19 protein-coding genes are annotated in these 22,660 nt (G+C 45.7%); 17 read left to right on the top strand and 2 right to left on the bottom strand.

Annotated elements, in window-relative coordinates; translation table 11 throughout:
- Positions 1 to 125 precede the first annotated feature (125 nt).
- The 11 genes from BLQ13_RS01280 (at position 126) to BLQ13_RS01230 (ending at position 9,622) form a co-directional block, all read left to right on the top strand.
- Positions 126 to 551 (top strand): DUF6386 family protein, encoded by a 426-nt coding sequence (locus tag BLQ13_RS01280; protein WP_244159172.1) that lies wholly within the window; start codon positions 126 to 128, stop codon positions 549 to 551.
- Between the two features lie 103 nt (positions 552 to 654).
- The gene (locus BLQ13_RS01275) at positions 655 to 1,254 is read left to right on the top strand and encodes a hypothetical protein (protein ID WP_090915158.1); all 600 of its coding nucleotides are present in this window, start codon (positions 655 to 657) and stop codon (positions 1,252 to 1,254) included.
- 118 nt (positions 1,255 to 1,372) lie between these two features.
- A complete protein-coding gene (locus BLQ13_RS01270; protein ID WP_090915156.1) occupies positions 1,373 to 1,705 on the top strand; it encodes a hypothetical protein in 333 nt (110 codons plus the stop codon).
- Between the two features lie 37 nt (positions 1,706 to 1,742).
- Positions 1,743 to 2,147, top strand: a complete 405-nt coding sequence (locus BLQ13_RS01265) for a hypothetical protein (RefSeq protein WP_090915153.1) — start codon at positions 1,743 to 1,745, stop codon at positions 2,145 to 2,147.
- A 141-nt stretch (positions 2,148 to 2,288) separates the two neighbouring features.
- Positions 2,289 to 2,837: a sigma-70 family RNA polymerase sigma factor gene (locus BLQ13_RS01260; RefSeq protein ID WP_244159171.1), complete on the top strand. Its 549-nt coding sequence runs from the start codon at positions 2,289 to 2,291 to the stop codon at positions 2,835 to 2,837.
- Positions 2,827 to 4,005 (top strand): DUF4179 domain-containing protein, encoded by a 1,179-nt coding sequence (locus BLQ13_RS01255; RefSeq protein WP_090915151.1) that lies wholly within the window; start codon positions 2,827 to 2,829, stop codon positions 4,003 to 4,005. The genes BLQ13_RS01260 and BLQ13_RS01255 overlap by 11 nt, the downstream gene beginning before the upstream one ends.
- 196 nt (positions 4,006 to 4,201) lie before the next feature.
- Entirely contained in the window at positions 4,202 to 5,245 is a 1,044-nt protein-coding gene (locus BLQ13_RS01250; RefSeq protein ID WP_090915149.1) for a pectate lyase family protein, read from the top strand.
- 334 nt (positions 5,246 to 5,579) lie between these two features.
- A complete protein-coding gene (locus BLQ13_RS01245) occupies positions 5,580 to 7,112 on the top strand; it encodes a methyl-accepting chemotaxis protein (RefSeq protein WP_090915147.1) in 1,533 nt (510 codons plus the stop codon).
- A 180-nt stretch (positions 7,113 to 7,292) separates the two neighbouring features.
- Positions 7,293 to 7,991, top strand: coding sequence for a DUF4274 domain-containing protein (locus BLQ13_RS01240; RefSeq protein WP_244159170.1), 699 nt, complete (start codon positions 7,293 to 7,295; stop codon positions 7,989 to 7,991).
- Between the two features lie 7 nt (positions 7,992 to 7,998).
- Positions 7,999 to 8,460, top strand: a complete 462-nt coding sequence (locus tag BLQ13_RS01235) for a hypothetical protein (protein WP_090915145.1) — start codon at positions 7,999 to 8,001, stop codon at positions 8,458 to 8,460.
- Positions 8,453 to 9,622, top strand: a complete 1,170-nt coding sequence (locus tag BLQ13_RS01230; RefSeq protein WP_090915142.1) for a GNAT family N-acetyltransferase — start codon at positions 8,453 to 8,455, stop codon at positions 9,620 to 9,622. The genes BLQ13_RS01235 and BLQ13_RS01230 overlap by 8 nt, the downstream gene beginning before the upstream one ends.
- Positions 9,623 to 9,668: 46 nt before the next feature.
- On the opposite strand, the gene BLQ13_RS01225 is transcribed toward BLQ13_RS01230, so the two are convergent.
- A complete protein-coding gene (locus BLQ13_RS01225; protein WP_090915140.1) occupies positions 9,669 to 10,043 on the bottom strand; it encodes a VOC family protein in 375 nt (124 codons plus the stop codon).
- A 158-nt stretch (positions 10,044 to 10,201) separates the two neighbouring features.
- On the opposite strand from BLQ13_RS01225, the gene BLQ13_RS01220 reads away from it, so the two are divergent.
- On the top strand, positions 10,202 to 12,895 hold the full coding sequence (locus BLQ13_RS01220; RefSeq protein WP_090915138.1) for an endo-1,4-beta-xylanase: 2,694 nt from the start codon (positions 10,202 to 10,204) through the stop codon (positions 12,893 to 12,895).
- Positions 12,896 to 13,041: 146 nt separating this feature from the next.
- Here BLQ13_RS01220 and BLQ13_RS01215 read toward each other — a convergent pair whose 3' ends face one another.
- Entirely contained in the window at positions 13,042 to 14,694 is a 1,653-nt protein-coding gene (locus tag BLQ13_RS01215) for an alkaline phosphatase (protein WP_244159169.1), read from the bottom strand.
- A gap of 224 nt (positions 14,695 to 14,918) precedes the next feature.
- On the opposite strand from BLQ13_RS01215, the gene BLQ13_RS01210 reads away from it, so the two are divergent.
- The 5 genes from BLQ13_RS01210 to BLQ13_RS01190 all read left to right on the top strand — a co-directional run bounded on the left by BLQ13_RS01210 (position 14,919) and on the right by BLQ13_RS01190 (position 22,586).
- On the top strand, positions 14,919 to 16,835 hold the full coding sequence (locus BLQ13_RS01210) for an AraC family transcriptional regulator (RefSeq protein WP_090915136.1): 1,917 nt from the start codon (positions 14,919 to 14,921) through the stop codon (positions 16,833 to 16,835).
- A gap of 604 nt (positions 16,836 to 17,439) precedes the next feature.
- Positions 17,440 to 19,683, top strand: coding sequence for a carboxylesterase/lipase family protein (locus BLQ13_RS01205; RefSeq protein ID WP_090915134.1), 2,244 nt, complete (start codon positions 17,440 to 17,442; stop codon positions 19,681 to 19,683).
- 186 nt (positions 19,684 to 19,869) lie between these two features.
- On the top strand, positions 19,870 to 20,688 hold the full coding sequence (locus BLQ13_RS01200) for a MerR family transcriptional regulator (RefSeq protein WP_090915132.1): 819 nt from the start codon (positions 19,870 to 19,872) through the stop codon (positions 20,686 to 20,688).
- 49 nt (positions 20,689 to 20,737) lie between these two features.
- On the top strand, positions 20,738 to 21,928 hold the full coding sequence (locus tag BLQ13_RS01195; protein WP_090915130.1) for an MFS transporter: 1,191 nt from the start codon (positions 20,738 to 20,740) through the stop codon (positions 21,926 to 21,928).
- A gap of 214 nt (positions 21,929 to 22,142) precedes the next feature.
- A complete protein-coding gene (locus BLQ13_RS01190) occupies positions 22,143 to 22,586 on the top strand; it encodes an Hsp20/alpha crystallin family protein (protein ID WP_090915128.1) in 444 nt (147 codons plus the stop codon).
- The last annotated feature ends 74 nt before the right edge of the window (positions 22,587 to 22,660 follow it).

Below are 22,660 nucleotides of genomic sequence, written 5' to 3'. Positions count from 1 at the left end.
CCGTTATGGATATATCGTCAGTTGTTAACCAGAAATGAAGAGTAACGTTACAGAGATGGTTCGGGAGTTCGATTTTATGTGTGGGGCTGGCTTGTTATAATAAAAAAATGAAGGAGAGGATGAACATGCAAGGAACATTTCAGATGGATACGGATACAGCCACATTATGTTGTTATGATCTGGCGTCATTAGAGCATCGTCTCCAGGATACACCTGACTGGTGGTCGATCCCGGATGATGAACTGGAGGAGGTCAACGCAGGTCATTGTCTGTTCCTGAATCTGGGTGAGGACGGAACGTATGAAGTGCACTGGAATGTGCAAGAAACGGTTTTGGAAACCGGGAGTGAAGCGGAGCCGAGACAGAGATATTATTTTCAGGTTCCTTCGGGCACAGTTTACTTAGGGGCAGCAGATGATGTCAGTGGCGGTGAACTGGAACCGGATGAATTATCCCAAGGGGTTTTCTTACAGCTAAACTCTGGAAATTATGCGTGTACTGTGTTTAAAAAGGAAAATCAGATATCGGTTACGATCCAACCTAGTGACTAAGGGAAGAACAAGCTACAGGATTTGATCCGACTATAGCATGGTCTTGCATGGATTAATTTAATTACACTACATACTTATATAGTCATTTTTAGGAGAGATGGATATGCATCATTGGAGCGGGACACCGATCATGAATGCTTCTATTTTGCACCAGCGGATAAGAGCGCTTGCGGCACTTGATATCATTCTGTCAGAGGAGGAATGGCTCCGCGTACATCGTTATCACCATAACATTCTTCAGCCAGATACAGCATGGGGAAGTGTAGATAACGGGGCAGGGGACCATCTGCATGCTATGTTTACGAATACGGGCACGTTACTCAAAGGGTTTGATCATGAATGTCCGCTTAGTCCGCATAACCGTGAGGATGGTGAAATCTATCCGGGAATGTACGATGAGGTACCGGAGGAGTTCATACGTCTGTTAGATCAATACGAGGAAACGCTGGCTCGAGAGGATGTGACCTTCTGTATTTGGCAGGAAGTGCACAGTCCTGAGTGGAAAACAGGCAGTTGGATTGGACTTGCTATGGCTCAGGAGGGCGAATCGGATGCTGAGGGTGGGGTAGCATTTCTGCTCGGTTATATCGAGGAAACACCGGAATCATACATCGATTGGGCAAAAGATTACTACGATATACAGGATATGTCTTTGACTGCTGTGACTGAAATATATACGATGCACCGATTAGTGCTGACCTGATCCGAGAATTGAATCCAAAGCGTGATGTGTTCGTTGCAATGGATGAACTACAGCAATCTGGATACGCAGTGCAGCGAAGTGAAGCCCGGTAAACGATGTTTGAGGGAGGAATCACGTTATGGGTTGGGAGTATGGGATCAGAACGAAGGAGCAGGAGCACGGCAGGTTGACTGAGATCTTGACGCGACTGGCGGCTTCGCTGACACATAACAGGATGTACAGCGTAGAACAACATATGGATGGTTTTGTTCTTTTGCGTGACGATGCATCCTGGCCCAAAGCTTTGGAAGTATGGCTAGAGGAAGCGAACAATTTGGATGAAGTAGCGGAGGGTGAAAAATACATCTACTGCCTGTTCCATATCTGGGGGGAGGAAGGACGAACCTGGAAGGAGCAGATGGAGGGTGTGACGAATCAGTATCCAGAAGTATTTGAATGGTTCGAATTGTGAGTGCCTGAAGTGGTGTTCCGGGAAAGGAGTGAATGTTGTGCAAAGACAAGCCAAAAGTAAAATTCCGGTGCTCCTTTATCAGTATGAAGGCCCGGAGAGGAACATCGGGTTTACCTTATCTCCCTTATACCTGAACGAAGAGATGCATGAGATCAGACAGGAGGATAGGCTGTTCATCTATGATGAGGATTTCAAGCATATTCGTCCGGCAATCCATCGTGTGTTCCCTTTAACGGACCCGCAAAGTGGAGAAGAGCTGCAGGTGTTTGATCCCTGTTGGGATAATCCGATGGTGAAAGAGGTATGGCCGGGCATTTTAGCTGAGTTGGAGCAGGTGGAAGTTGTTGAACCGGAACTGCGGGTGTTCCTGGATTCGTTGACAACCTGGATTCGGAACGTGCTGGCTTCAGCTGACGGGATTGAAGTTACAGGTAATCTGTAAGTAGATGTAATTCGATTACGAGTGCAGGAATAGCAGCTCCTATCTATGGATGGGGAGCTTTTTTTCGTATGGAAAATAATGAAAACGGTTTGGTCGGTTCGTCCGTCTTATACCACAGAGAGAGAGAAGGAGGGGAACAGGATGGATAGCGAGACAGGGATGAAGCAGATAAACTGGATACATGTGCACGATGAATCAGCGTTTATTAATTCCGTTACGGAGCATCAGGATACGTTATTATCCATTGCCTATAGCTATTTAAGGAATCGGCAGGATTCACTGGAAGCTATACAAGAGATGACCTGCAGAGCCTGGATTAAACGTCGTACGCTAAAAAACGAGAAGGCATTTAAATCATGGATCATTCGAATTTTAATTTATGTCTGTATTGATGAGCAGCGTCGCCGCAAGCGAACTATACCTCAGCCGGATGAGAGCATGGAGAATAATATCCCGGCTTCGTGGATGATTAGTGCCCAAGATAATCGTATAGCCATGCAGTCTCTTTTGCTGAAATTACAACCGAAGTATCGGCATGTAATATTGCTCAAGTACTACAACGATATGACACTTACAGATATTGCTTCAATTCTTGGCAAACCGGAAGGCACGATTAAGACATGGCAGCATAAGGGTCTTGAACAATTACGGAAGCTGATGAAGAATAGGAGGGATTGGCATGACCACTAGCCCGGAGGAAAAAGCATTGCTGGCAGATGCATATGAGGTTAACAAAGAGCGTAGAGAATTAGATTCGGCGAATACGGCTGCTGCCATACAACGCGGCTTGGCGGAAGCCAGAACGAGTAGATCGAGTAAAAGAAGACGAGGACAATGGATCGCAGTGTTATGCGCTGTATCACTTGCTGTGGCGGGTATTATGTTCGCATCACTTGGAGACCTCGGTCAACAACGGTTGACCTCTTCCGAACCTGAAGTTCATTGGGGGGGATTGGAGCCTTTTCGTGGATTGCTGCGCACAGATCAGGAGAGTGCTACCCTTACCTCAGCTCTTAACCATAATTATGTTCAACGTGTTGATCAGACGGTGACGATGGGAAAATACACGTTTACGCTGGATGCGTTGATGGCGGATGAGAATCGAGTTATCCTCTTATACTCAGCAAGGACGGATACTCCGAGTGGTGTATATTCCATGGCGAACACAAAATTGACGGATGCCTCGACAGGACATGTGATTGATAACGGCAGCATTAGCAGCATTCATTTCTCAGATCAGAATAATGTCCTCCGAGGTCGTACAACATTTGACCGAAGTCGCAGCACGGCGCTTCCGGAAAAATTAAATTTTGAATTTCAGCTTTCCTCTGTCGTTCCTGATCGCCTTGATGATGACAAGGGCGAGGGAAATGGAATAGAACGGGAGAAGCAGAGGGAGAATTCGCAGGAACGTAAGTACGAATTTTCTAAAAAAATGAACGTTATGATTGCATTAGACCCGAAATTTTCAATCCCAAAAACGGAAACGATCCCTGTGAATCAAACGTTCAAGTTCGGGGAGTACGACGTGCTGATCTCGGACGTGGAAATTTCGCCACTGGTTACACAGGTAAGAGTTGATTATGATCCCAAACAAAAGCTTGACTATGAGAAGGAGTCGTTCATTAGCGATATCGTTCAGCCGTTTGAGATTGTTACGATCTCCAAAAAAGGGGAGAAAACAACCTTATCTAGGAATGGAGGCAGAGGAACGGGGAATGGCATGGTTTATACGTTCAATAGCAATTCTCTTGATGAACCCCGATCGATTATATTGAAGATGCAAGGAAAGCCTGGAAAGGTCTATGAAAATATACAAGATGTTGCGAAAGATCAATTCGAAATCAAAATTAAATAGATGCTTCAGGATAGATGGGATGTGTTCATGAGTCAGGCGTGACATGGTCTCATCTTTCTGTTTTTTCACGATATCTGACCTGCTGTTGCAAAAAAGATAAAATAATTGTCTTTTTGCAATGATGGTATTGTCACAATGCAGGTTACAAGCTATAATCGAGTTGTTTAAGGGACAAATTACAAAGGATGGTGATATTTTGAAGAAGTTTTCATTGCTTTTACTCGCAGTCACTTTATTGTTGTTAACGGTTTCAACAGCCCCTGCTACATATGGTGCGGCTAACTTTCCCAACACGGGCACAAATGGTTTGACTGGTTTTGCAGGTAATGCGAAGAATGAGAACGGTGTATCCAAGGCGGCGACGACAGGAGGCAGGAACGGTCAGGTCGTGTATGTCAGTAATCTGAATGATCTGAGAACACACATGGCAGGCTCTACAGCTAAGATTGTCGTTGTGGAACAGAATATTTCTTCATCCAGCTTGCAAAAAGTTGAATTTGGTTCCAACAAAACATTGGTAGGTTCTTTTGACAGACATACATTAACGAACATTCACTTCAGATCCACTTCGGGATCAAGCAATGTGATCTTTCAAAATCTGACGTTTAATCACTCTGCGAACATCAATGCCAACGATGATATCCAAATGTATATTACTTCCGGCTCCAACTATTGGATCGACCATGTTACCTTCTCGGGCCACAACTACAGTTCTGGCGGCAGTGACCTGGATAAGCTTTTGTATATCGGCGACCGCGCAGACTATATCACGATTAGTAACTCCAAATTTGCGAATCACAAATACGGCATTATTCTAGGACACCCGAACGACGGTAATAGCAGTTATAATGGTGTGCCACATGTGACCATGTCCAATAACTATTTCGAAAACTTGTATGTACGTGGCCCTGGACTTATGCGTTATGGTTTCTTCCACATCAAAAACAATTACGCCAATAACTTCAATCAAGCGATCACCATCGGAGAAAAAGCCCGTATTTATTCCGAAAACAACTACTTTGGTGCAGGAGCTGAAAAAGGCGGCATTCTGGACGACAAAGGTAAAGGAGAATTCACGGATAAAGGTAGCACACCTGCTCTGAACAGCCCGGTTTCTCCAAAAACCAACTGGAGACCAAGCAATAACTACAGCTATCAGGTTGAAAGCGCAGCCTATGCACGTGAGTTTGTTACGAAATATGCCGGATCATCGAATACAACACTGGTATTTGGCAAGTAACAGCCGAAAGGCATATGAGATCACTATAAAAGATAAAGATGGAGTAAAGAGTCTGCTTTTATGCGTACCTACGCATGAGCAGGCTCTTTTCTTTTGGTGCACATTCAGGGAATTTTATTTTGTTAACATATATTTATTAAGACATATTAATTTTAGACATAAATTGCCGATATACATAAAGTGGCGCTGACTGCACGTTTATGAAGTTAATATGTACTATGCTAAAGGCGCAGGAGTTACGGAACTACGTATAAGCAGGACTATGGACTGAGAATAAACTTACAGTGGCCTACATGTGTTAATTTTTTTAACTTACATAAAGGACGGGGTAAGCATGAATCGTATTGATGAGATCACTTGGCAGAGAAACAAACTAGTAAGTTACATGATGTGGGCCATAACGGCCATCAGCGCGGGGATTACGATTATTGTTCCCGATCTATGGCTGTCCACGCTACTCTCCGTTGTAGTTACTCTAGCAGTTACTGTATGCAATTTCATGAAAAAAGGTATACATATCATTCCATGGTTTGTGACCGTAGCGGTGATCGCCAGTGGAATTTACGTAAGTCGTGACGCGATGAATGCCGTGCAAGGCATTCTAATTGTTTCACCGCTCCTGCTGTATCCGAATAGCAAGCACTATAACACTGCTTTTTCGGTGATGCTTGCCTTTTTCACGGTTCAGTTGGTTCTAGTGTCATCTGCAAGTATCGAGCAACTCTTTGCCGATTTGATTAATTTCAGTATGTATATCGTAACCGGAATTATTATGATCACCGTGTCAAGGGTAAACAAACGATTGTTCATGGACAGTGAAGCACGGGGAGCGCAGGTGGAAGAGTCACGCACCCGCGTGGAAATCATGTTGCAACGGGTGAAAGAAGCTGTTGCAGGGTTGTCCCGCTATACGGAGCAATTGAAACAAAAAGTGGATGAGACCGGTGCCATCACCAACGAAGTTACGGTCGGATTCAGCGAAGTTGCAAGAGGTGTCGAGTTTCAGGCGACCAGTATTGCCGAAATCTCCGAATCGTTATCTCAGTCTGACCGTCATATTAAGGACGTAGCGTCATATTCTGAGCAGATGAAAGAGCTGTCCGCAAGTATGGCCTCAAGTACACAGACGGGTAGTGCTCAGATGGGTCACCTGAACGAACAGATGCATGAATTGTACGAGACAATAAACACGACAGCTGATGATATGAAGAAATTCAATGATCAGAGTGAATCGATGACGTTAATGCTGAACAGTATCTCGGATATCGCCACTCAAACTAATCTGCTTGCGCTGAATGCAGCTATTGAAGCAGCACGGGCAGGTGAGCATGGACGCGGATTTGCCGTCGTTTCGGAGGAAGTTCGCAAGCTGGCTGAAAGCTCAGGGCAGTCGGCGAGTGAGATTACCTCGATCCTCACCAGTCTGAGAACACAGACACAAGCATTGACAAGCCGGTTTGAAGGGGTTCGTCAGTTGTTGCAAGTTGGAGCAGAAAGTGTTCTGACAACGGAGCGGGTATTCCAGTCCATTAACAACAATTCACAGAATGTATTGACTCAGGCCACAGAAATTGAAACAAGTTCAGCAACGATGAAGGAATCCTCGACTCGGGTGGTTAATGAAGTATCCGAAATTTCCAGTGTAACGCAACAATCCAGTGCTGCAACGGAAGAGATTCTGGCGAGTATGGAAGAGCAACGTAATCTGACACAAAATATGGTGGCAAGCTTTACCGAACTGGAGAAGCTTATTGTTAATCTAGGTGATCTCGTGTCCGATCATCAAGCTTCGAGACCAGATAACAAATCCGAGATAGATTCATCCCTTGCGGCAAAGGTTGTTCCAATCCCTACGATATCAGCCTAAGTCTGACTTTTGTCTTGCAAGAGATGGTTAACTGATCATATTAGGTTTATGCCAATAGGCCCGTCCATGCGTAATTACTCGCTTTGCGGGCTTTTTTGGCGTTCAAAGGTCTCTTGTAGCGATCTATATTTTTAGATAGAGTAGGTGTAGAAATAGAAAAGTAGTGAAGGAGAGATCATTTTGAATTGGACAGATATTAGTAAAATCAAAGATATAGAGCATCTTTGTGAAGTTATAGCTTCATCCTCATTGGATGTCAATGAACGGGATGAACGCGGACGAACACCCCTTATGCTCTTCTTGACTAATCGTGCGCCTCTTGAGGGCATTCGCTGTCTGCTGCAAGCCAATCCTGAGCTGGAATTGGAGGACAAACTCGGAGATACCGCTCTGAAAAAAGCTGTAAGGTTCAACCAGCCTGAAGCGATTCGTTTATTGCTTGAACATGGGGCGAGACTGGATTCTCCCAACGGCATTCTAGCTACAGCCTGGAACCTGGCAAGAGGGCGCAATCCAAACATGGCAGAGATGCTGTTAGATACACCTGGAGCCATACGTTTGATTTTGACGGCTGAAGAACAACAGATTGTGGATGACATTGTTTACGAGGAGTCTTCCGATGCAGCTTGTGAGAAAATTCGGATGCTGGACTCAGAAGTATTGATACATGCCGTGGTGAATGGCTTTAATTGGGATGATAGTCCCGGACCGATGGTTGTAGCAGCTGAGCATCCAAAATGTGCCGAGATCACAAAGCTTGATATGGCTGAATTGATGGAGGCAGATTACTGGCTGGAGATGGATCTGGAAGAAGTGAACAGAAGAGTAGATGGGCCTACATATCGACACCTCGCGGCATTTTTGACTAGAAAGGGTTGATTCAAAAATGGGGCATGACTCTTTCCATGAGCAGAACAAAAAGCTAGAGCAGTTGCAACAGGAACTGAAGGAAGGTAACATCGAGCATTTTTACATTACAGAGCCTATGCAGCATCAGAGCCAGCAGTTGGTGCTGGCAGGCAGTTTTGACTTTTCGTATTATCACAATGTGGAGATCACCTTTCATGAGGTAGAGTTCATTCTGTGTCCGGCGACGATATTTATCGTGGAAAGGTTTCGACTGGCCATGGAAGAAGAGATCGTTCAGTTAAATTCGGTGATGCATGGTTTTGAAAGGAATGGTACAGTCTTCTGCCTGGAAAATGAATTTGAAGAACAACGATTTTATATCGTGGCGAAGCAGATGACCTATCAGTTCGGCATGGTTTATTACTATGATCGGCCGAATCTGGAACCGGGAGAACGGATTGCTACATTTGTGACCAAATCGGAGAACGTTCATGAGTAAAGCTAATGAGGAGACTCGCGTTCGATTATACGATCGGCATTCGCTTCATACCATGGATTGGCCCGATACGGAGGATGCGAGGTACGCAAGGGCGTATTTAGAACCGATGATGATGCAAGGAACTACAGAATACATGACTAACGTAAACACCACGTTGCTCCTTGCCCGGATAGATAATCTTGTGCTGCCGGTGACCGTGAATGATGAGGAATATGATAATGCTTATGTCTGTTCCCCGTATACTCACTATGTGCGGTACGCCAAACAGGAACTAATCATGTTACAGAAACCGATGCTGGAAAAAGGACTCTCCATGCTACTCAGTTTAATAGGCTGGGGCATGAAGAAATCCCGGATCAACAAGGTTGTACATGTGAACAACTGGCTGTTATCTACTAATCTGTATCCTGCAATGACAGCTGAGCAGGCCACGTATTTGCTTGAGACGGTAAAGGAGCGCTATCCGGGTCATACGGTGATCTTTCGTTCTTTGAGTTCCGAACTGCACGCGAACCTGATAAAAGGGCTTCAGGAAGCGGGATGCCGCTGTATACCGAGCAGGCAGATTTATCTGTATCAGGCATATGATCCGAATTTCGGCAATGCCAAGTCGCGCTGGTTGCTGAAACGGGATCAGGCATTGCTGAACAAACATGGCTATGAATTGGTTTCTGGTGCAGATATGACGGAATCAGATATCCCGCGAATTGTGGAGCTGTACCGGATGCTTTATTTGGAAAAGTACTCCTATGACAACCCACAATTCAGCGAGCGTTTTATTGCTGGAGCTATGGCGAACGGAACATTGAGTCTACACGGCTTGCGTAAGGAAGGGCGCTTGGATGCAGTGATGGGTTATTTTTCCCGCAACGGTGTGATGACCACGCCACTGTTCGGCTATGATACCACCATTCCCCAATCTGTCGGTTTGTACCGCATGTTGTCCGCTTGTCTCATTGGACAAGCCCAAAACAACAGAGTGTTACTACATGAGAGTGCTGGTGCAGCGCAGTTTAAACGTAATCGCGGCGCGATAGCGGATTTTGAATATTCCGCAGTATACGACCGGCATCTCTCATTCCGCAGACGGTGGTGCTGGGCATTACTAGATCGATTGTTGAACAGCATAGGTGTGCCGTTGATGCGCCGCATGAAGCTATAAGCAAGCTGTGCTACTCCAGTCATTTGAGTGAGCTCATATGTATGCCCTATTTCAGGTGCTCGGCCAGCTGTACCTCGAACCCATCCGGGTCTGCAATGTAGATAAAACGTAGACGTGGGTTCGGCTCTACAGGTCCGCGCAGGATGGGGATGTGCATGTTTTCAAGATGCTTCATGGTTTCATCCAGTGACGTTACTTCGTAACCGATTGAGATGCCAGCGTCCGGCTTCAATACCTGTTCACTACCTTCAATTAACTCTAGTGAAGTTTCACTCGTCTCACCCAGACCAAGCATGGCAATTTGCCGCCCACGGCTTTCAAATCTGCGCTGAACGGTAAGTCCTAGTAAATTGTGATAGAAGTGAATCGATGCTTCCAGATTACGCACACGTAGTGTAATCCAGTTGAGTTTGATTAACATGTTGGTTCTCTCCTTCGGAGTTGCGTAGTGTCGGTTCTTGTTTATTATACAAGAAGAAAGGCAGTTCATCTGAATTTATTGAAAAAATTTACAAAAATATATATGTAAGCGTTATTTTAAAGTGTATAATACAAGTTAATATTGAGAGGAGGAATGAAATGAAGACGAAGGTGTTTAAAAAAATGAGTTCAACCCTGCTGGCAACGATGCTGGTGATGACGACGCTTCCTTTTCAGCAGGCTGCTTTTGCGCAAGAACAACAGATTGAACAGGGAGCAAGTTCTGGGGCTGCGGCGGTTTCTGGGCAGAACCTCAAGGTGCTTCAAACCGATTTTGAGGATGGGACACTTCAAGGCTGGCTTCAGCGTGTTGGCAGCGAAAGTTTGACCGTTTCAGAGCAGGCAGCGCATCGAGGTACTCGGAGTATGCTTGTCTCGAACCGTCAGCGCTCCTTTCATGGGCCGATGCTGAAAATGAAAGGTCTGTTGAAGCCGAATTCTACTTATAACATTTCATTCTATGTCAGGCTTACGGAGAAACCAGCTTCAGATCAGACGATTCAGCTAACGGCGTACAAGAAGAATGGGGCAGAGAGCTGGAACATGCTGGACAAGGTCACGATTCCCAAAGACGACTGGCAGCAATGGCATAAGGTTACGGCCACGTACCAATACAGCGATAATCCCGAGGAGTTGAATTTCTTTATTGAAACACCTTATGTTTCCGACGACACGGTAGATACATTGTCATTTTATGTGGATGATTTCACAATTGAGGAAGCCGCACCACTCGCTATTGAGACCGATATTCCTTCCTTGCAAGATCTGTACCAGACTGAATTTCCGATTGGAGCCGCGGTATATCGCTGGCAGCTTGAAGGAGCTTACGGTCAATTGTTAACCAAACACTTTAACAGTTTAACCGCAACGTATGAGATGAAACCGAAGTTTGTGTCCCCTTCCAAAGGCGTGTATGACTTCCAAGCCTCGGATGAATATGTGGACTTTGCAGAGAAAAATCAAATGGGTTTACGTGGACATGCCTTGCTCTGGCATATTGATGCCGCAGAGTGGATGTTCAAGGATGACCAGGGCAACCCTGCGAGCAGGGAGCTGCTACTCAGTCGGGTTCAGAACTACGTAGATACGGTCATGAAACGATATAAAGGCAAAATTTACGCCTGGGACGTTGTGAATGAAGCGATTGCAGATAGTAACGGGGATGCAAACGGAATGCGCAAAAGCCCGTTCTACGAGCTGATTGGTCCGGATTATGTTGAGAAAACGTTTGAGTTTGCACGTGCCGCCGACCCGGATGCGAAATTATACTACAACGAGTATTTCACCGAAATTCCTGAAAAAAGAGAGCATATGTATCAACTGGTGAAAAAGTTGAAAGAAAAAGGGCTGATTGATGGCGTGGGTCTGCAATCCCACTATAATCTTGAATCTCCGCCGATTGACGAGATTGAGAAAACAATCAATCTGTTTGCTGGTCTTGGACTGGATATCCAAATCACAGAACTGGATGTCGATAGCGGAATTCCTTATGGTGAGACATTACCTCAGGACGTTGCTGTGAAACAGGCATATCGTTATAAAGAGCTGTTTGACCTGTATGAAAAACATAGCGATGTCATCTCATCGGTGACCTTATGGGGATTACAGGATGAGAAATCGTATAACAATCAAGCCTTTTTATTCGATAGTGCTCTGCAATCCAAACCGGCCTATTGGGGGTTGGCAGATGAATCAAGCCTGCCTATTTTGACGAACAGGGCTGTTACGTTGTCTGGTACACCAAATACGAAGGCAGCCAAACAAGATCCACTCTGGAACAAGGCTGTTTCCACAGCTTTGAAAGGCAATTCGGGTTCAGCGGCGTTCCGTACGTTGTGGGATAAAAATAATTTGTATGTTCTGGTTGACGTAAAGGATACGACCAAACATGCCAAAGATAAAGTGGAGCTGTTCGTTGATCTGAACAATGGCAAAACTCCTGTGTATGAGGCAGATGATCGACATATCACCATAAGCCGTGAAGGCAAAGTGACAGGAGCTAAGCCAAATACGTATCGCGTTCGTGAAGCGGCGGACGGTTATCAGGTTGAATTATCCATCCCATTGACTAATGCACAAGGGGCACTTGCACGTGAAGTTGGCCTGGATGTACGGGTGACCGATGGTGGAAACAACAGTTCAGGAGGACAGCAGGTTCTGTACTGGAATGACCGCACACTATCCCAGGATCAAGACACCAGCAAATATGGCGTTATTCAGTTTGCGAGTATGCCTAAGTCTGCGAAAGCCTTGCAAGGAACAGTAACGATAGATGGTGAGAAGGATGCAAAATGGAATAAGGTTACGCCATTCCATATTACACCACTGAATCAGAGCGGAGGAGCATCCGCTGAGGCCCGTGCGATGTGGTCTGGTCAGGATTTATATCTGTTTATCGATGTCACTGATCCACAAATTATAACCAACGCTCCTGATCCATGGGATCAGGATTCGGTTGAGATTTTCCTGGATGAAAATCATCAGCGTACACCGTTCTATCAATACGATGATGCCCAGTTCCGGATCAGTGCAGATAATGTAGGTACGTTTGCTGGCAGTGCCTCTCCAGGACGGCTCCAAAGTGCTGTGAAGAAAACGTCCAGGGGATATCAGGTGGAGGCTAGGATCAGATTACAGTCCCTCCTGCCGAAGGAAGGCCAAGTCATGGGATTTGAACTTCAAATTAATGATAACCAAGGAAACAATAACAAAAGTACGGCAAAATGGAATGATCTCACCAATGACAGCTGGAAGAACACTTCCCAGTATGGCATTCTGACGTTTTCAAAATAAACCAATGAATGATGATAAATAAGTAGGCAAGAAGATTGGCTTATTCATTCAATCATGTATTAATCATCTAATTATCAGAAAAACACCCAAACACGGCGAGGCGTCTCGCTAAGTTTGGGTGTTCTGTTTATTCGGTAATGTCGTTATTATTGGATCAGATCTACAGCGCCCTGCGGTACAAAAGCTTCTACACCGTTATACACGATCACACCTTCAAGAGCTGTCTTTTTGCCATTCACGAGTGCAATGTTTTTGTAGATTTGCAACTCCAGTTTGGTGTTGTCTTTTGTTACGAGAATCTTCGGATTTTTGACATCCGTCAGATCCAGTTTGTATGTGGCCCCTTTGGCTGTAAACGCCTGTTTGGCAGGTACGAACAGTTGCTTGCTTACACTGTCCAGATCCAGATTGAGGACACGTGCCATGTATTTGGCTACACCTGTATTATCAATGACACCAAATGGACGATCATTATTTGGAGCATACGTGTACAGTACAACGTCTCCGCCCGTGTGTCCGCCAGTTGTCCAGCCGATACCGGCACGTTTGCTGATCATTGGGCCTACGACATAGTTCAGGCTACCTGGCTCGGCGGCTTTAATGGCAGCAACCTCTTCGGAAGTCAGATCGGAGATGCCGTAGTATTGTTTCATGACTGCTTTGATGTTGGTGCGTTTCGCATCCAGTTTCGCTTCTACACCTTCACCTGTCAATTTAGCCTTTTTCAAAGGTCCGATAAAAGTGGACAACGGCTCTTTGTCATACGTGCCTGTTGTAGATGCATTACCAATCGTAAGTCCACCGTTCTGATGGTCAGATACGGCTACAACAGCAGTTTGCCCATCGGCTTTGGCGAAGTTCATCGCTACTTTTACAGCATCATCAAAAGCGAGCACGTCACTGATAATCCCAATCGGATCATTGGCATGAGCAGCCCAGTCTACTTTACTGCCTTCGACCATCAGGAAGAAACCGTCCTCGTTTTTGGAGAGAACTTCAATTGCTTTGGATGTCATCTGCGCCAGACTTGGTTGCTTGGCTGGATCACGATCCATGTTGTATGACATGCCTGCAGGAGAGAACATACCCCACAGTTTGTTGGAAGTTGATGCTTTCATCGCCGCAGGTGTAGTTACATAATCGTAGCCGAGTGCTTTAATGGAGGCAACGAGATTGTTACCGTCTTTGCGTCCAGCTGGTTCCAGATACTTACTGCCGCCGCCCAGTACAACATCGATGCCATTGAAGACTTGTTGTTTGCTGAGTGCATCGTAGTTTTTACGATCAGGATAATGGGCAGAGAAGTCTGCCGGTGTTGCATGCATAATTTCGGAGGTAGCTACAATACCCGTTGATTTACCCGCAAGTTTGGAAGCTTCTAATACGGAAGCAACAGGTTTCCTTTCGTCGCCTTTTGCAATCGGTTTTTGTCCAGGCATGGTAGCCTTGTCCGGCAAAACACCGACAAAACCGGTATGAGATTTATGTCCTGTCGCAAAGGCTGTTCCTGCAGGAGCCGAGTCCGCAATCGGCGCATCCGCGGAGTGTGTACGAACCATGCCGCTTGCCATGGAATCAATGGTCAGGGATGAACCTTTATACCAACGAGCCAGTGCAGTAGCATCATTAGCCATACCGTCAGGAATAAGAATGATTACATTTTTGATAGGTGATGCAGAAGTTGTTGCAGTACCGTCTTCCGCAGCCCAAGCTGCACTACTGCCTCCCAGCGTAGCTGTAACAATGGTGGTGACCGCGAGCATCATTTTGGCTGCACGGGTATTGAAGCGATTTAACATGAACATCCTCCTAATAAATATGTATAGTTAGTCCCAGAACCCAGTGTATAGGGCAATTGCTAAACGAGCGTTAGCTTTAGGTTAATTAATTGTAAAAATTACGATTATAAGTCAAAGCTTACATAATAGACAAACTGGACAAAACGTTGAGCACTCTAGTATGGTAAGGATGAAATCGGACATGCAGGAACCAAAGTCCAATGATCATTTTGAGGTGGTTCAACATGAAAGAATGGTCAGAAGCCATTCGGTGGTGGAATAACAATCAAGTGAAACTGATCGATATCCGCCATAACGTATTGCATTCAGAACAAGAGTTATCGACAACCATTTTACCGGCTCCAGCTTTTTTGATCCTAAGTAAAGGCGAAGCAGACATTCAATTCGGGATAAACCGATTTACATCGGATCAGACACTCATTCTGCATGGTGAAAAAGGTACGTCATTGCGGATTTGTTGTATGAAGCAACCGTTAGATTATTATTTACTGCTATATAAACCGCAATCAGCCCCGTTACCTCTTGAATCATCGGAAGATGGAAGTATACGAGGCGTGAATGCGTTTCAGGGAGGAGAACCCTATTATTTTGCAGCATCATACCCATTAACGCTTCTTACGATTGTGGAAAAAATGGCGGAGTCTTGGACTTCTAGTGATGAACTGGATCGGTTACAGGTGACAGGATTGTTCTATCAATTGGTGTATGAGCACTTTCGCCAGTGGAAGATGGCGCGTCAGCGGCAGGTCGAATCGCTGGAGCTGGCGGAGCAGATCGAAGCCTACATTCAGGAGCACTACGCTCATTCTATCTCCATGGAAAATATGGCTACGCATTTTCATTACAGCACGCATTATCTGGCCAGGGTATTCAAACGCAAGTACGGATGCAGTCCCATGGACTATGTCATTCAGACTCGAATCAAGCGAGCGAAACGTTTGCTGACCGAGACGGAAGCACAGATCCGGGAGGTGGCTGAAAGTGTTGGTTACAAGGATTTGTACTACTTTAGCCGTATTTTCAAACGTATAACAGGTGAGACGCCAGCACAGTATAAAATGCACAGTCATCGAATCAAAGGTTCAAATCGTACGAATAAGAAGTCTGAATCGTTCATTGATGACAGGATCATCGATAGTTATATTGGTAATAACGATAATCATTATCAATACAACACATGGAGCGTGGACGAGTTGAACCTTCGTTTTAAGCCAACATTGGCGGTTAGTTTATTATTTAGTTTATCGCTGCTGCTCGCAGCATGCGGGGCGGGAACTGAACAGTCACAGCCTGCAACGAGTTCAGAACCGGTACAGGAATCTACTCGAACGTATACAGATGCTACAGGAAGAAAGGTTGAGATTCCGGCGCAGCCTTCCAAACCTGTGGTCATTACATATGGTGGATATTTATTACCTTTGGGTGTGAAACCGGCTGGAGTCAATACGGAGACACTTGAACTGTATCCAGAAGAAATGGCTGGTGTACCGGATATCGGATCAGGCAACGGCAACGTTGAAATGATCTCAGGTCTGGAACCGGATGTGATCATTGTACCGGACTACACAAGCAAGGAAATTGTAGATACGTATGCCAAAATTGCACCAACCATTACGGTGGCCTGGGGCGGCGATCCTGATGTCATTAATACGCTGAGAACGATGGGCGATATTATGGATCGTAAGGATGAAGCCGAGCAATGGATTGCGAAGTTTGAAGCGAAACTGAAGAGCATTCGCAGTGAACTGAACATTAATATTAAACCGGGCACAACAGCCATGTCGTTTGTGATCTACAATAAAGAGGTATTGCTTGGCGGCGAGGGCGGTACGTTGGGCAAGCTGATCTATGAGGATTTTGGTTTCTCCATGCCTGAGCAGTATAAAATCTATTCGGATGGCGGCACAGTGCTGTCCTTGGAAAAACTGGCAGACAAGCCTGCCGACTACTTCTTCACTCAGATGGAAGATGAAGAGATGGATCAGATGATGGAACTGTTCGAGGAACCGGTATATCAGAGCATTCCCGCGATCAAACATAATCGAATTATCAACGTGTCCAGAAACTACTGGAACTATGGGCCGTATCTGGCGGATAAGGGTCTGGACAGTTTGATTGAACAAGTGAAAAAGCTCCAATAGCTGTAATTGCTGTACTAGCAATAACTGAGAGGTTAGCTAATACTGCCTGATCGTAACAGAATACCATGCACGTAACACCATGAATGTATCCATCCGGATTTGTTCATGGTTTTTTTATAGCATGAGCCGAGAACTGTAAGCAGTGATACTTTTTTAAAAAGATATTGCTAGCGCTTTCATTCTGTGCTAATATCACGGTAATAACAGGATTGTAACCGATCTCAGGGCAAGACCTGTTCCAGTTCATTCGTTGGATGGTTGATCGGACGATTGATTGCGTTTTTACTATAGTAAACTAATTCAATAACACACCTCATTATTCTCAGGGTTGTTACGTATTGCAGGCAAAACCTGAATTGAGGGCAATAGACGATGTGATCCAACGTCTGTGTGCCTTTGATTCAGGTTTTTTTATATATGATCCGCCTGAATGTCATAACCGAAGGGTTGCAACAGTTCATGTCAGCAGAAAGGAGGGCCGCTCTTCCGTTCATCCAAGATCAAGAAATAGAATGATCTAGACCTTGGAATACTGTACCGAGCGGTGCAATATTTCGAAACTATTTTTCCATCATACACGACTAGACAGCGAGGAGAATAACCAATGAAAAAAATGAAACGTTCTATTGCAGTAGCAGCGATTCTGAGCATGTGTGTATCGGGTCTACCCGCTTATGCAGCAGGGAATACAGCTCCATCCTTGTCCCCGGCTATGGACAAACTGGTAAAAGCCGAGCTTATTCGCGGGAATGGGCAAGGCGTGAACGCGGCTTACCTGAGTAAACATGCCACACGTATTCAAGCCGCGGTGCTTTACTTGCGTTTATCAGGTCTGGAAAAAGAGGCTCTGGCCTATCAAGGAACCGAAACGTATACGGATGCCGCTCAGGCAGGCAAGGTGTTGCAACCCGTCGTTGGATACTTGAAGCAGCATCCTTATTTAGCTGGTGTGGTCACGGATACGGAACATTTTGCGCCTAATGCTCCACTGACAGCAGAGGAATATGCAGATTTGCTACTCAAGGCTCTTGGTTATGAAGCAGGCACGGATTACACTTCAGGAGAAGCTTCCGCATTCGCGGCAAGCCATGGTATCCAATCCCTTCAAGGAAAAGGAACGACACAACTGACCAACCGTTTAATGGCTGAAGCCACGGCACAGGCTTTGCAGGCTCAGCTCAAAAATGGTACAGGTACGCTCGAACAAATCTGGTCCAAACATAAACAGGCGGGAGCGTTTAAACCTCAAACGCTGCAACAAACAAAATACGGTGCCATTGATGGTAAAGCCTATGATCAATACGGCACGCTTGGCTGGCTTGGCGTTCCATATGCGGCGCCTCCGGTAGGCGAACTACGCTGGAAAGCACCACAAGAACCGAAGGCTTGGACAGGCACAAGAGAAGCCAAAGAGTTCGCGGCAAACAGCTTGCAAATTTCCGGTAAAACTACAGTGGGTAGTGAGGATTCCTTATATTTGAACATCTGGCGTCCGAATACAACCAGCACCAAACTGCCGGTTATGGTATTCCTGCACGGCGGCGGTAATATGACTGGATCAGGAAAGGACTTCCAGGGAGAACAGCTTGCACGCAATACAAACAGTATCGTTATATCGGTGAACTACCGTTTGGGAGCACTAGGTTTCTTCCAGAATGCTGCGCTGAAAACAGGCAATGCTCTGGATGATTCCGGCAACTATGGCTTGTTGGATGCGTTCCGTGCATTAGCTTGGGTGCAGGATAATATTGCAGGTTTTGGCGGCGATACAGGAAACGTGACACTTGCGGGTCAATCTGCTGGGGCGCGTGATGTTCTAGCGACGCTTATCTCACCGCTTAGCAAGGGATTGTATCAAAAAGCGATCGCGTTCAGCGGTGGTTTGACGACGGCTTCACCTGAAGAAGGACAGCAGAAATCCGAGGATGCGATCGTGAAGTTGCTTGTGCAAGAAGGCAAAGCTGCAAATGAAGGCGAAGCCAAAGCTTGGATCAGCAAGCAAACACCTGCGCAACTGGAAACATACCTACGTGCATTGCCTGCGGATAAACTGGTGACGGTATTTGGCGCAACGGCCATCCGTATGCAGCCATTCCCGCATTTATTCCGTGATGGTACGGTCATTCCAAAAGAAGGTTTTGATGCGATCAACAGTGGCAAATATACGAAAGTGCCTGTATTGCTCGGTAGCTTGGAAACGGAATTCTCTGCTTTTGCCTTCGGTGATCCGAACTTTGCTCCATCGATCAATGATGGTACATTGTTTACGGATCAAACGAAAGCAGATCAATATGCGGCTGCAATCAAATATGGCAGCGAGGCATACGCAGGCTTTAATGCGGAGCGAGTTGCTGAAAAGTTAACCAGTGCGGCGAGTCAGCCGCCAGTATATGCATATCGTTTTGCATGGGGAACCCAGCCTGGCGTCATCTCTGAACGTTTGCGTACCTTGTTAGGGGCTCCGCATGGTGCCGATATGGACTTCTATACAGGAAAAGCAGCAGGTATTGCGGCTTACTTCCCTGAAGGTTATTTCAGTGATGCCAACAAGCCTGGACGTGAGCAACTGTCTGCTGCGATGGCAGCTTACCTGAAGCAGTTCCTGTATACGGGCAAGCCAGGTACGGGCGGAACGTCTGAACTTGCTAAATGGACGCCATGGACGAAAAACGCCAAAGCACCGATCATGCGCCTGGATGCGAATAACACAACTGCCGAGATCGGCATGTCCTCCCAGTACAATCAAGGCAAAGAAGCTGTGAACGCGAAGATGAAGCAAGAGCTGCCTGAAGAGACGTACAAACTGTTGAACGAAAAAGTGCTTGCTGGCCGTTTCTTCTGGGAGTAATGAAAAATGACAGCAATTAACTTAAAATGAGAAGGAAGGACAGGGGAACATTGCTCCTGTCCTTTTTCTGCTGCCTTTAGAATCGATTACATAACTCTGACTTTTTGTTCTACCATACTACCCTTGACTTTCCCCTGCACGGGAGACTGTATACTCACGTTAAGCTAATGGATTGGAGATGATATATTGTTCAAAATCAGTACGTTTGCCAAGCTCAGCAAGCTTTCTTTAAAAACGCTGCGCTATTACGACCAGATCGGTATCCTCAAGCCGCGTAAAGTAGATGAGGACACAGGCTACCGATACTATTCTGCAGACCAGTTGCTCGAACTTAACCGGATTCTGATCTACAAGGAATTGGGCTTTACACTGCCGCAGATCACGCAGCTACTCAAGGAAGACATTTCGCATGAGCAGATTCAGGGCATGTTGAGACTGAAGCGAAGCGAGATTCAACAAATGATTGATATGGAACAAGCCAGGCTTGTCCGCATTGAGGAACGTATCCAGCTTATGGAGAGCGAAGGACAATGGGAGACAGGCCAGGAGATCCGAATTAAAGCCGAGGTTGCTCAGACCTTTATGTTCTTTACTGCAAACGGGGGTGAAGAGCGTATCCCAGAGCTGCTTCGTCATCTGGATTCACTGCTAACCAAAGACCTGCGCCAATGGATTCAGGGCCCACAGGTGGTGTTGTGGCGAGAGGTGGATGGAAAAGAGGATGAATTCGAGTATGAAGTCGGTTACTTCTTGACGGGTGAGCCTCCTGCCGTTTCTGAGCCGTTTCAGCTCCGGAATCTGCCGCCGGAACCGATGGTCGCCTCTATGGCGTTTCATTCGCATTCTACATTTGATGGGGCAGCCTGTGTGCATTTAGCACGATGGATCGAGAAAAACAACTACCAGATCAAAGAGAATGAGCCGGGCAGAGAATACTATTTGCCTCTATCCCCTGAACAGGATGCACAGTACATCGAGATTCAGATTCCTATCACGTGCAGGTAACTAGAAGGCTTAAGTGAAAATGAACATATAGAAGATGGAGTGAGAAGGGTTGAAAAATAAAGGCACGATTTATATTCTGGCACTGGCTGTGTTTCTAATCGGCACCATTGAATACATTATCACCGGAATTATTGAGATGATGGCCGCCGATCTTGGCGTATCTACGGCGGAAGCGGGCATGCTTGTCACGGTATTTGCTCTTGCAGCAGCTATCGTTGCACCTATTCTGATCGCCGTAACCATCAATGCTGACCGAAGGAAACTATTGCTCCTAACCTTTGGGGTATTTATTGCCAGCAATGGCATCATGATGTTGAATCTCTCGTATGAGGCGATGATCTGGATACGTATCATTCAGGGAGCAAGCGGTGGCATGACAACGGTCGTTGCGATGGCGGCAGCAACAAGGCTTGTGGAGAATGAAAAGCGAGGTAATGCGATTGGAATTATTCTGATGGGATTAAGCAGCTCACTTGTGCTTGGTGTGCCGATCGGTACATTTTTCAGTGAAATGTTTGGCTGGAGGATGTTATTTATTGTCATAGGTCTGCTCAGTGTTATTCCATTTCTGATTATCTATCAAAAGGTTCCTTCCATCCGCGAGCAAGAGAAGGTAACCGTGAACATGCAGCTCTCGTTGCTGAAAAATAAATCGATTATAATCGCATTGATGATGTCACTGTTATATGTGGGCGGTTACGCAACTTTGTTCACGTATATCACGCCGTTTTTGCAAACGACTTCGTCACTTACCATGACCGAAATTAGCCTGATCTTGTTTTTGGCAGGGATCTGTAGTTTTATGGGTTCCAAATTGGGCGGACAACTGGCGGATGCCAGAGGATCGAAGTTCACCATTTTTCTTGGGTTAGTGTTGCAAGGTCTGACGCTTCTGTTATTTGCTGTGACGGGTGCACATCTGATCTTGCTGATTCTGGTTCTGATGATATTTATGTTGGCTACATGGAGCATCTCTCCTGCCCAGCAATTATATCTGGTGACGTTAGCCCCTCGTAGTCCGGACATTGCGCTAAGTTTGAATACATCATTTATCCAATTCGGCTTTGCACTGGGTTCCGGGTTGGGCGGGTTTGTGATCAGCCGTTCATCGGTTCTGGCATTGAATTGGGCAGGCTTTGTTGCGGTAGGTTTAGCCGTTTTATTAGCAGTATTACAGTTTGGGGGAGCGAGCAAGAGGAAAAGATTAGCGACTTCTGGACAGGAGATCAATACGCAGTGAGTTGCGGTGAAGTATCAAAAATTGGTCAGACAAAGTCAGAAGGTCAGATTTGGTCAAAATAAATGATACAACGATCTATGTTAATGTATTTAACCAAAATCGCAGATTATTGCCTTAAATCGCATTTTATCAGCTTTGAACCATCGTAGCATCATGAATACAATAATAGATGTAAGCAACAACATACCCAACCACATTTAAGGAGATGATGTTCATGTTTGATCTGATTCCATTTCGCAGAAGAAATGATGACCCGTTCGGACAGATGCTGAAATCCTTCCATGACATGGTTGACACTTCATTCCTCTCTTCGTTTGGAAGCAGTATGCAACCATTCCGTACCGACATTCGCGAGGAAGATGGCAAATATTTGGTCGAAGCCGAATTGCCTGGCTTTGCCAAAGAAGACATCGATATTCAGGTGCAAGACAATGAACTCGTCATTCGCGCCAAACGTAATGAACTGGTTGAGCAAAAGGACGACGATAATCGAATGATTCGTCAAGAACGTCGTGCCGGGGAATTTGTCCGCCGTTTCTATGTGGATCATATTGATGAAGAGAATATCAAGGCACGGCTGGAAAATGGAGTGCTGAAGCTGGACATTCCGAAACGTCCAGATGATGAACAGACACGCAGACGTATTCAGATTGACTGATGAAGGCATAAGCATAGTCAGTCATAGGATTGCAAGGTAGGATTTAAGACGTAAAATGAAATGCAAAAGGTATG

Origin of the sequence: Paenibacillus polysaccharolyticus, from assembly GCF_900102085.1 — a bacterium.
Lineage (GTDB): Bacteria > Bacillota > Bacilli > Paenibacillales > Paenibacillaceae > Paenibacillus > Paenibacillus polysaccharolyticus.
Note: the sequence above shows the minus strand (reverse complement) of the source record. Positions and strands in the feature narration are given on the sequence as shown.

What these genes read in the sequence shown, in the direction of transcription:
- BLQ13_RS01280 (WP_244159172.1), top strand. Translation starts at nt 126, where the DNA reads ATGCAAGGAACATTTCAGATGGATACGGATACAGCCACATTATGTTGT.
- BLQ13_RS01275 (WP_090915158.1), top strand. Translation starts at nt 655, where the DNA reads ATGCATCATTGGAGCGGGACACCGATCATGAATGCTTCTATTTTGCAC.
- BLQ13_RS01270 (WP_090915156.1), top strand. Translation starts at nt 1,373, where the DNA reads ATGGGTTGGGAGTATGGGATCAGAACGAAGGAGCAGGAGCACGGCAGG.
- BLQ13_RS01260 (WP_244159171.1), top strand. Translation starts at nt 2,289, where the DNA reads ATGGATAGCGAGACAGGGATGAAGCAGATAAACTGGATACATGTGCAC.
- BLQ13_RS01255 (WP_090915151.1), top strand. Translation starts at nt 2,827, where the DNA reads ATGACCACTAGCCCGGAGGAAAAAGCATTGCTGGCAGATGCATATGAG.
- BLQ13_RS01245 (WP_090915147.1), top strand. Translation starts at nt 5,580, where the DNA reads ATGAATCGTATTGATGAGATCACTTGGCAGAGAAACAAACTAGTAAGT.
- BLQ13_RS01235 (WP_090915145.1), top strand. Translation starts at nt 7,999, where the DNA reads ATGGGGCATGACTCTTTCCATGAGCAGAACAAAAAGCTAGAGCAGTTG.
- BLQ13_RS01230 (WP_090915142.1), top strand. Translation starts at nt 8,453, where the DNA reads ATGAGTAAAGCTAATGAGGAGACTCGCGTTCGATTATACGATCGGCAT.
- BLQ13_RS01225 (WP_090915140.1), bottom strand. Translation starts at nt 10,043, where the DNA reads ATGTTAATCAAACTCAACTGGATTACACTACGTGTGCGTAATCTGGAA.
- BLQ13_RS01220 (WP_090915138.1), top strand. Translation starts at nt 10,202, where the DNA reads ATGAAGACGAAGGTGTTTAAAAAAATGAGTTCAACCCTGCTGGCAACG.
- BLQ13_RS01215 (WP_244159169.1), bottom strand. Translation starts at nt 14,694, where the DNA reads ATGTTAAATCGCTTCAATACCCGTGCAGCCAAAATGATGCTCGCGGTC.
- BLQ13_RS01210 (WP_090915136.1), top strand. Translation starts at nt 14,919, where the DNA reads ATGAAAGAATGGTCAGAAGCCATTCGGTGGTGGAATAACAATCAAGTG.
- BLQ13_RS01205 (WP_090915134.1), top strand. Translation starts at nt 17,440, where the DNA reads ATGAAAAAAATGAAACGTTCTATTGCAGTAGCAGCGATTCTGAGCATG.
- BLQ13_RS01190 (WP_090915128.1), top strand. Translation starts at nt 22,143, where the DNA reads ATGTTTGATCTGATTCCATTTCGCAGAAGAAATGATGACCCGTTCGGA.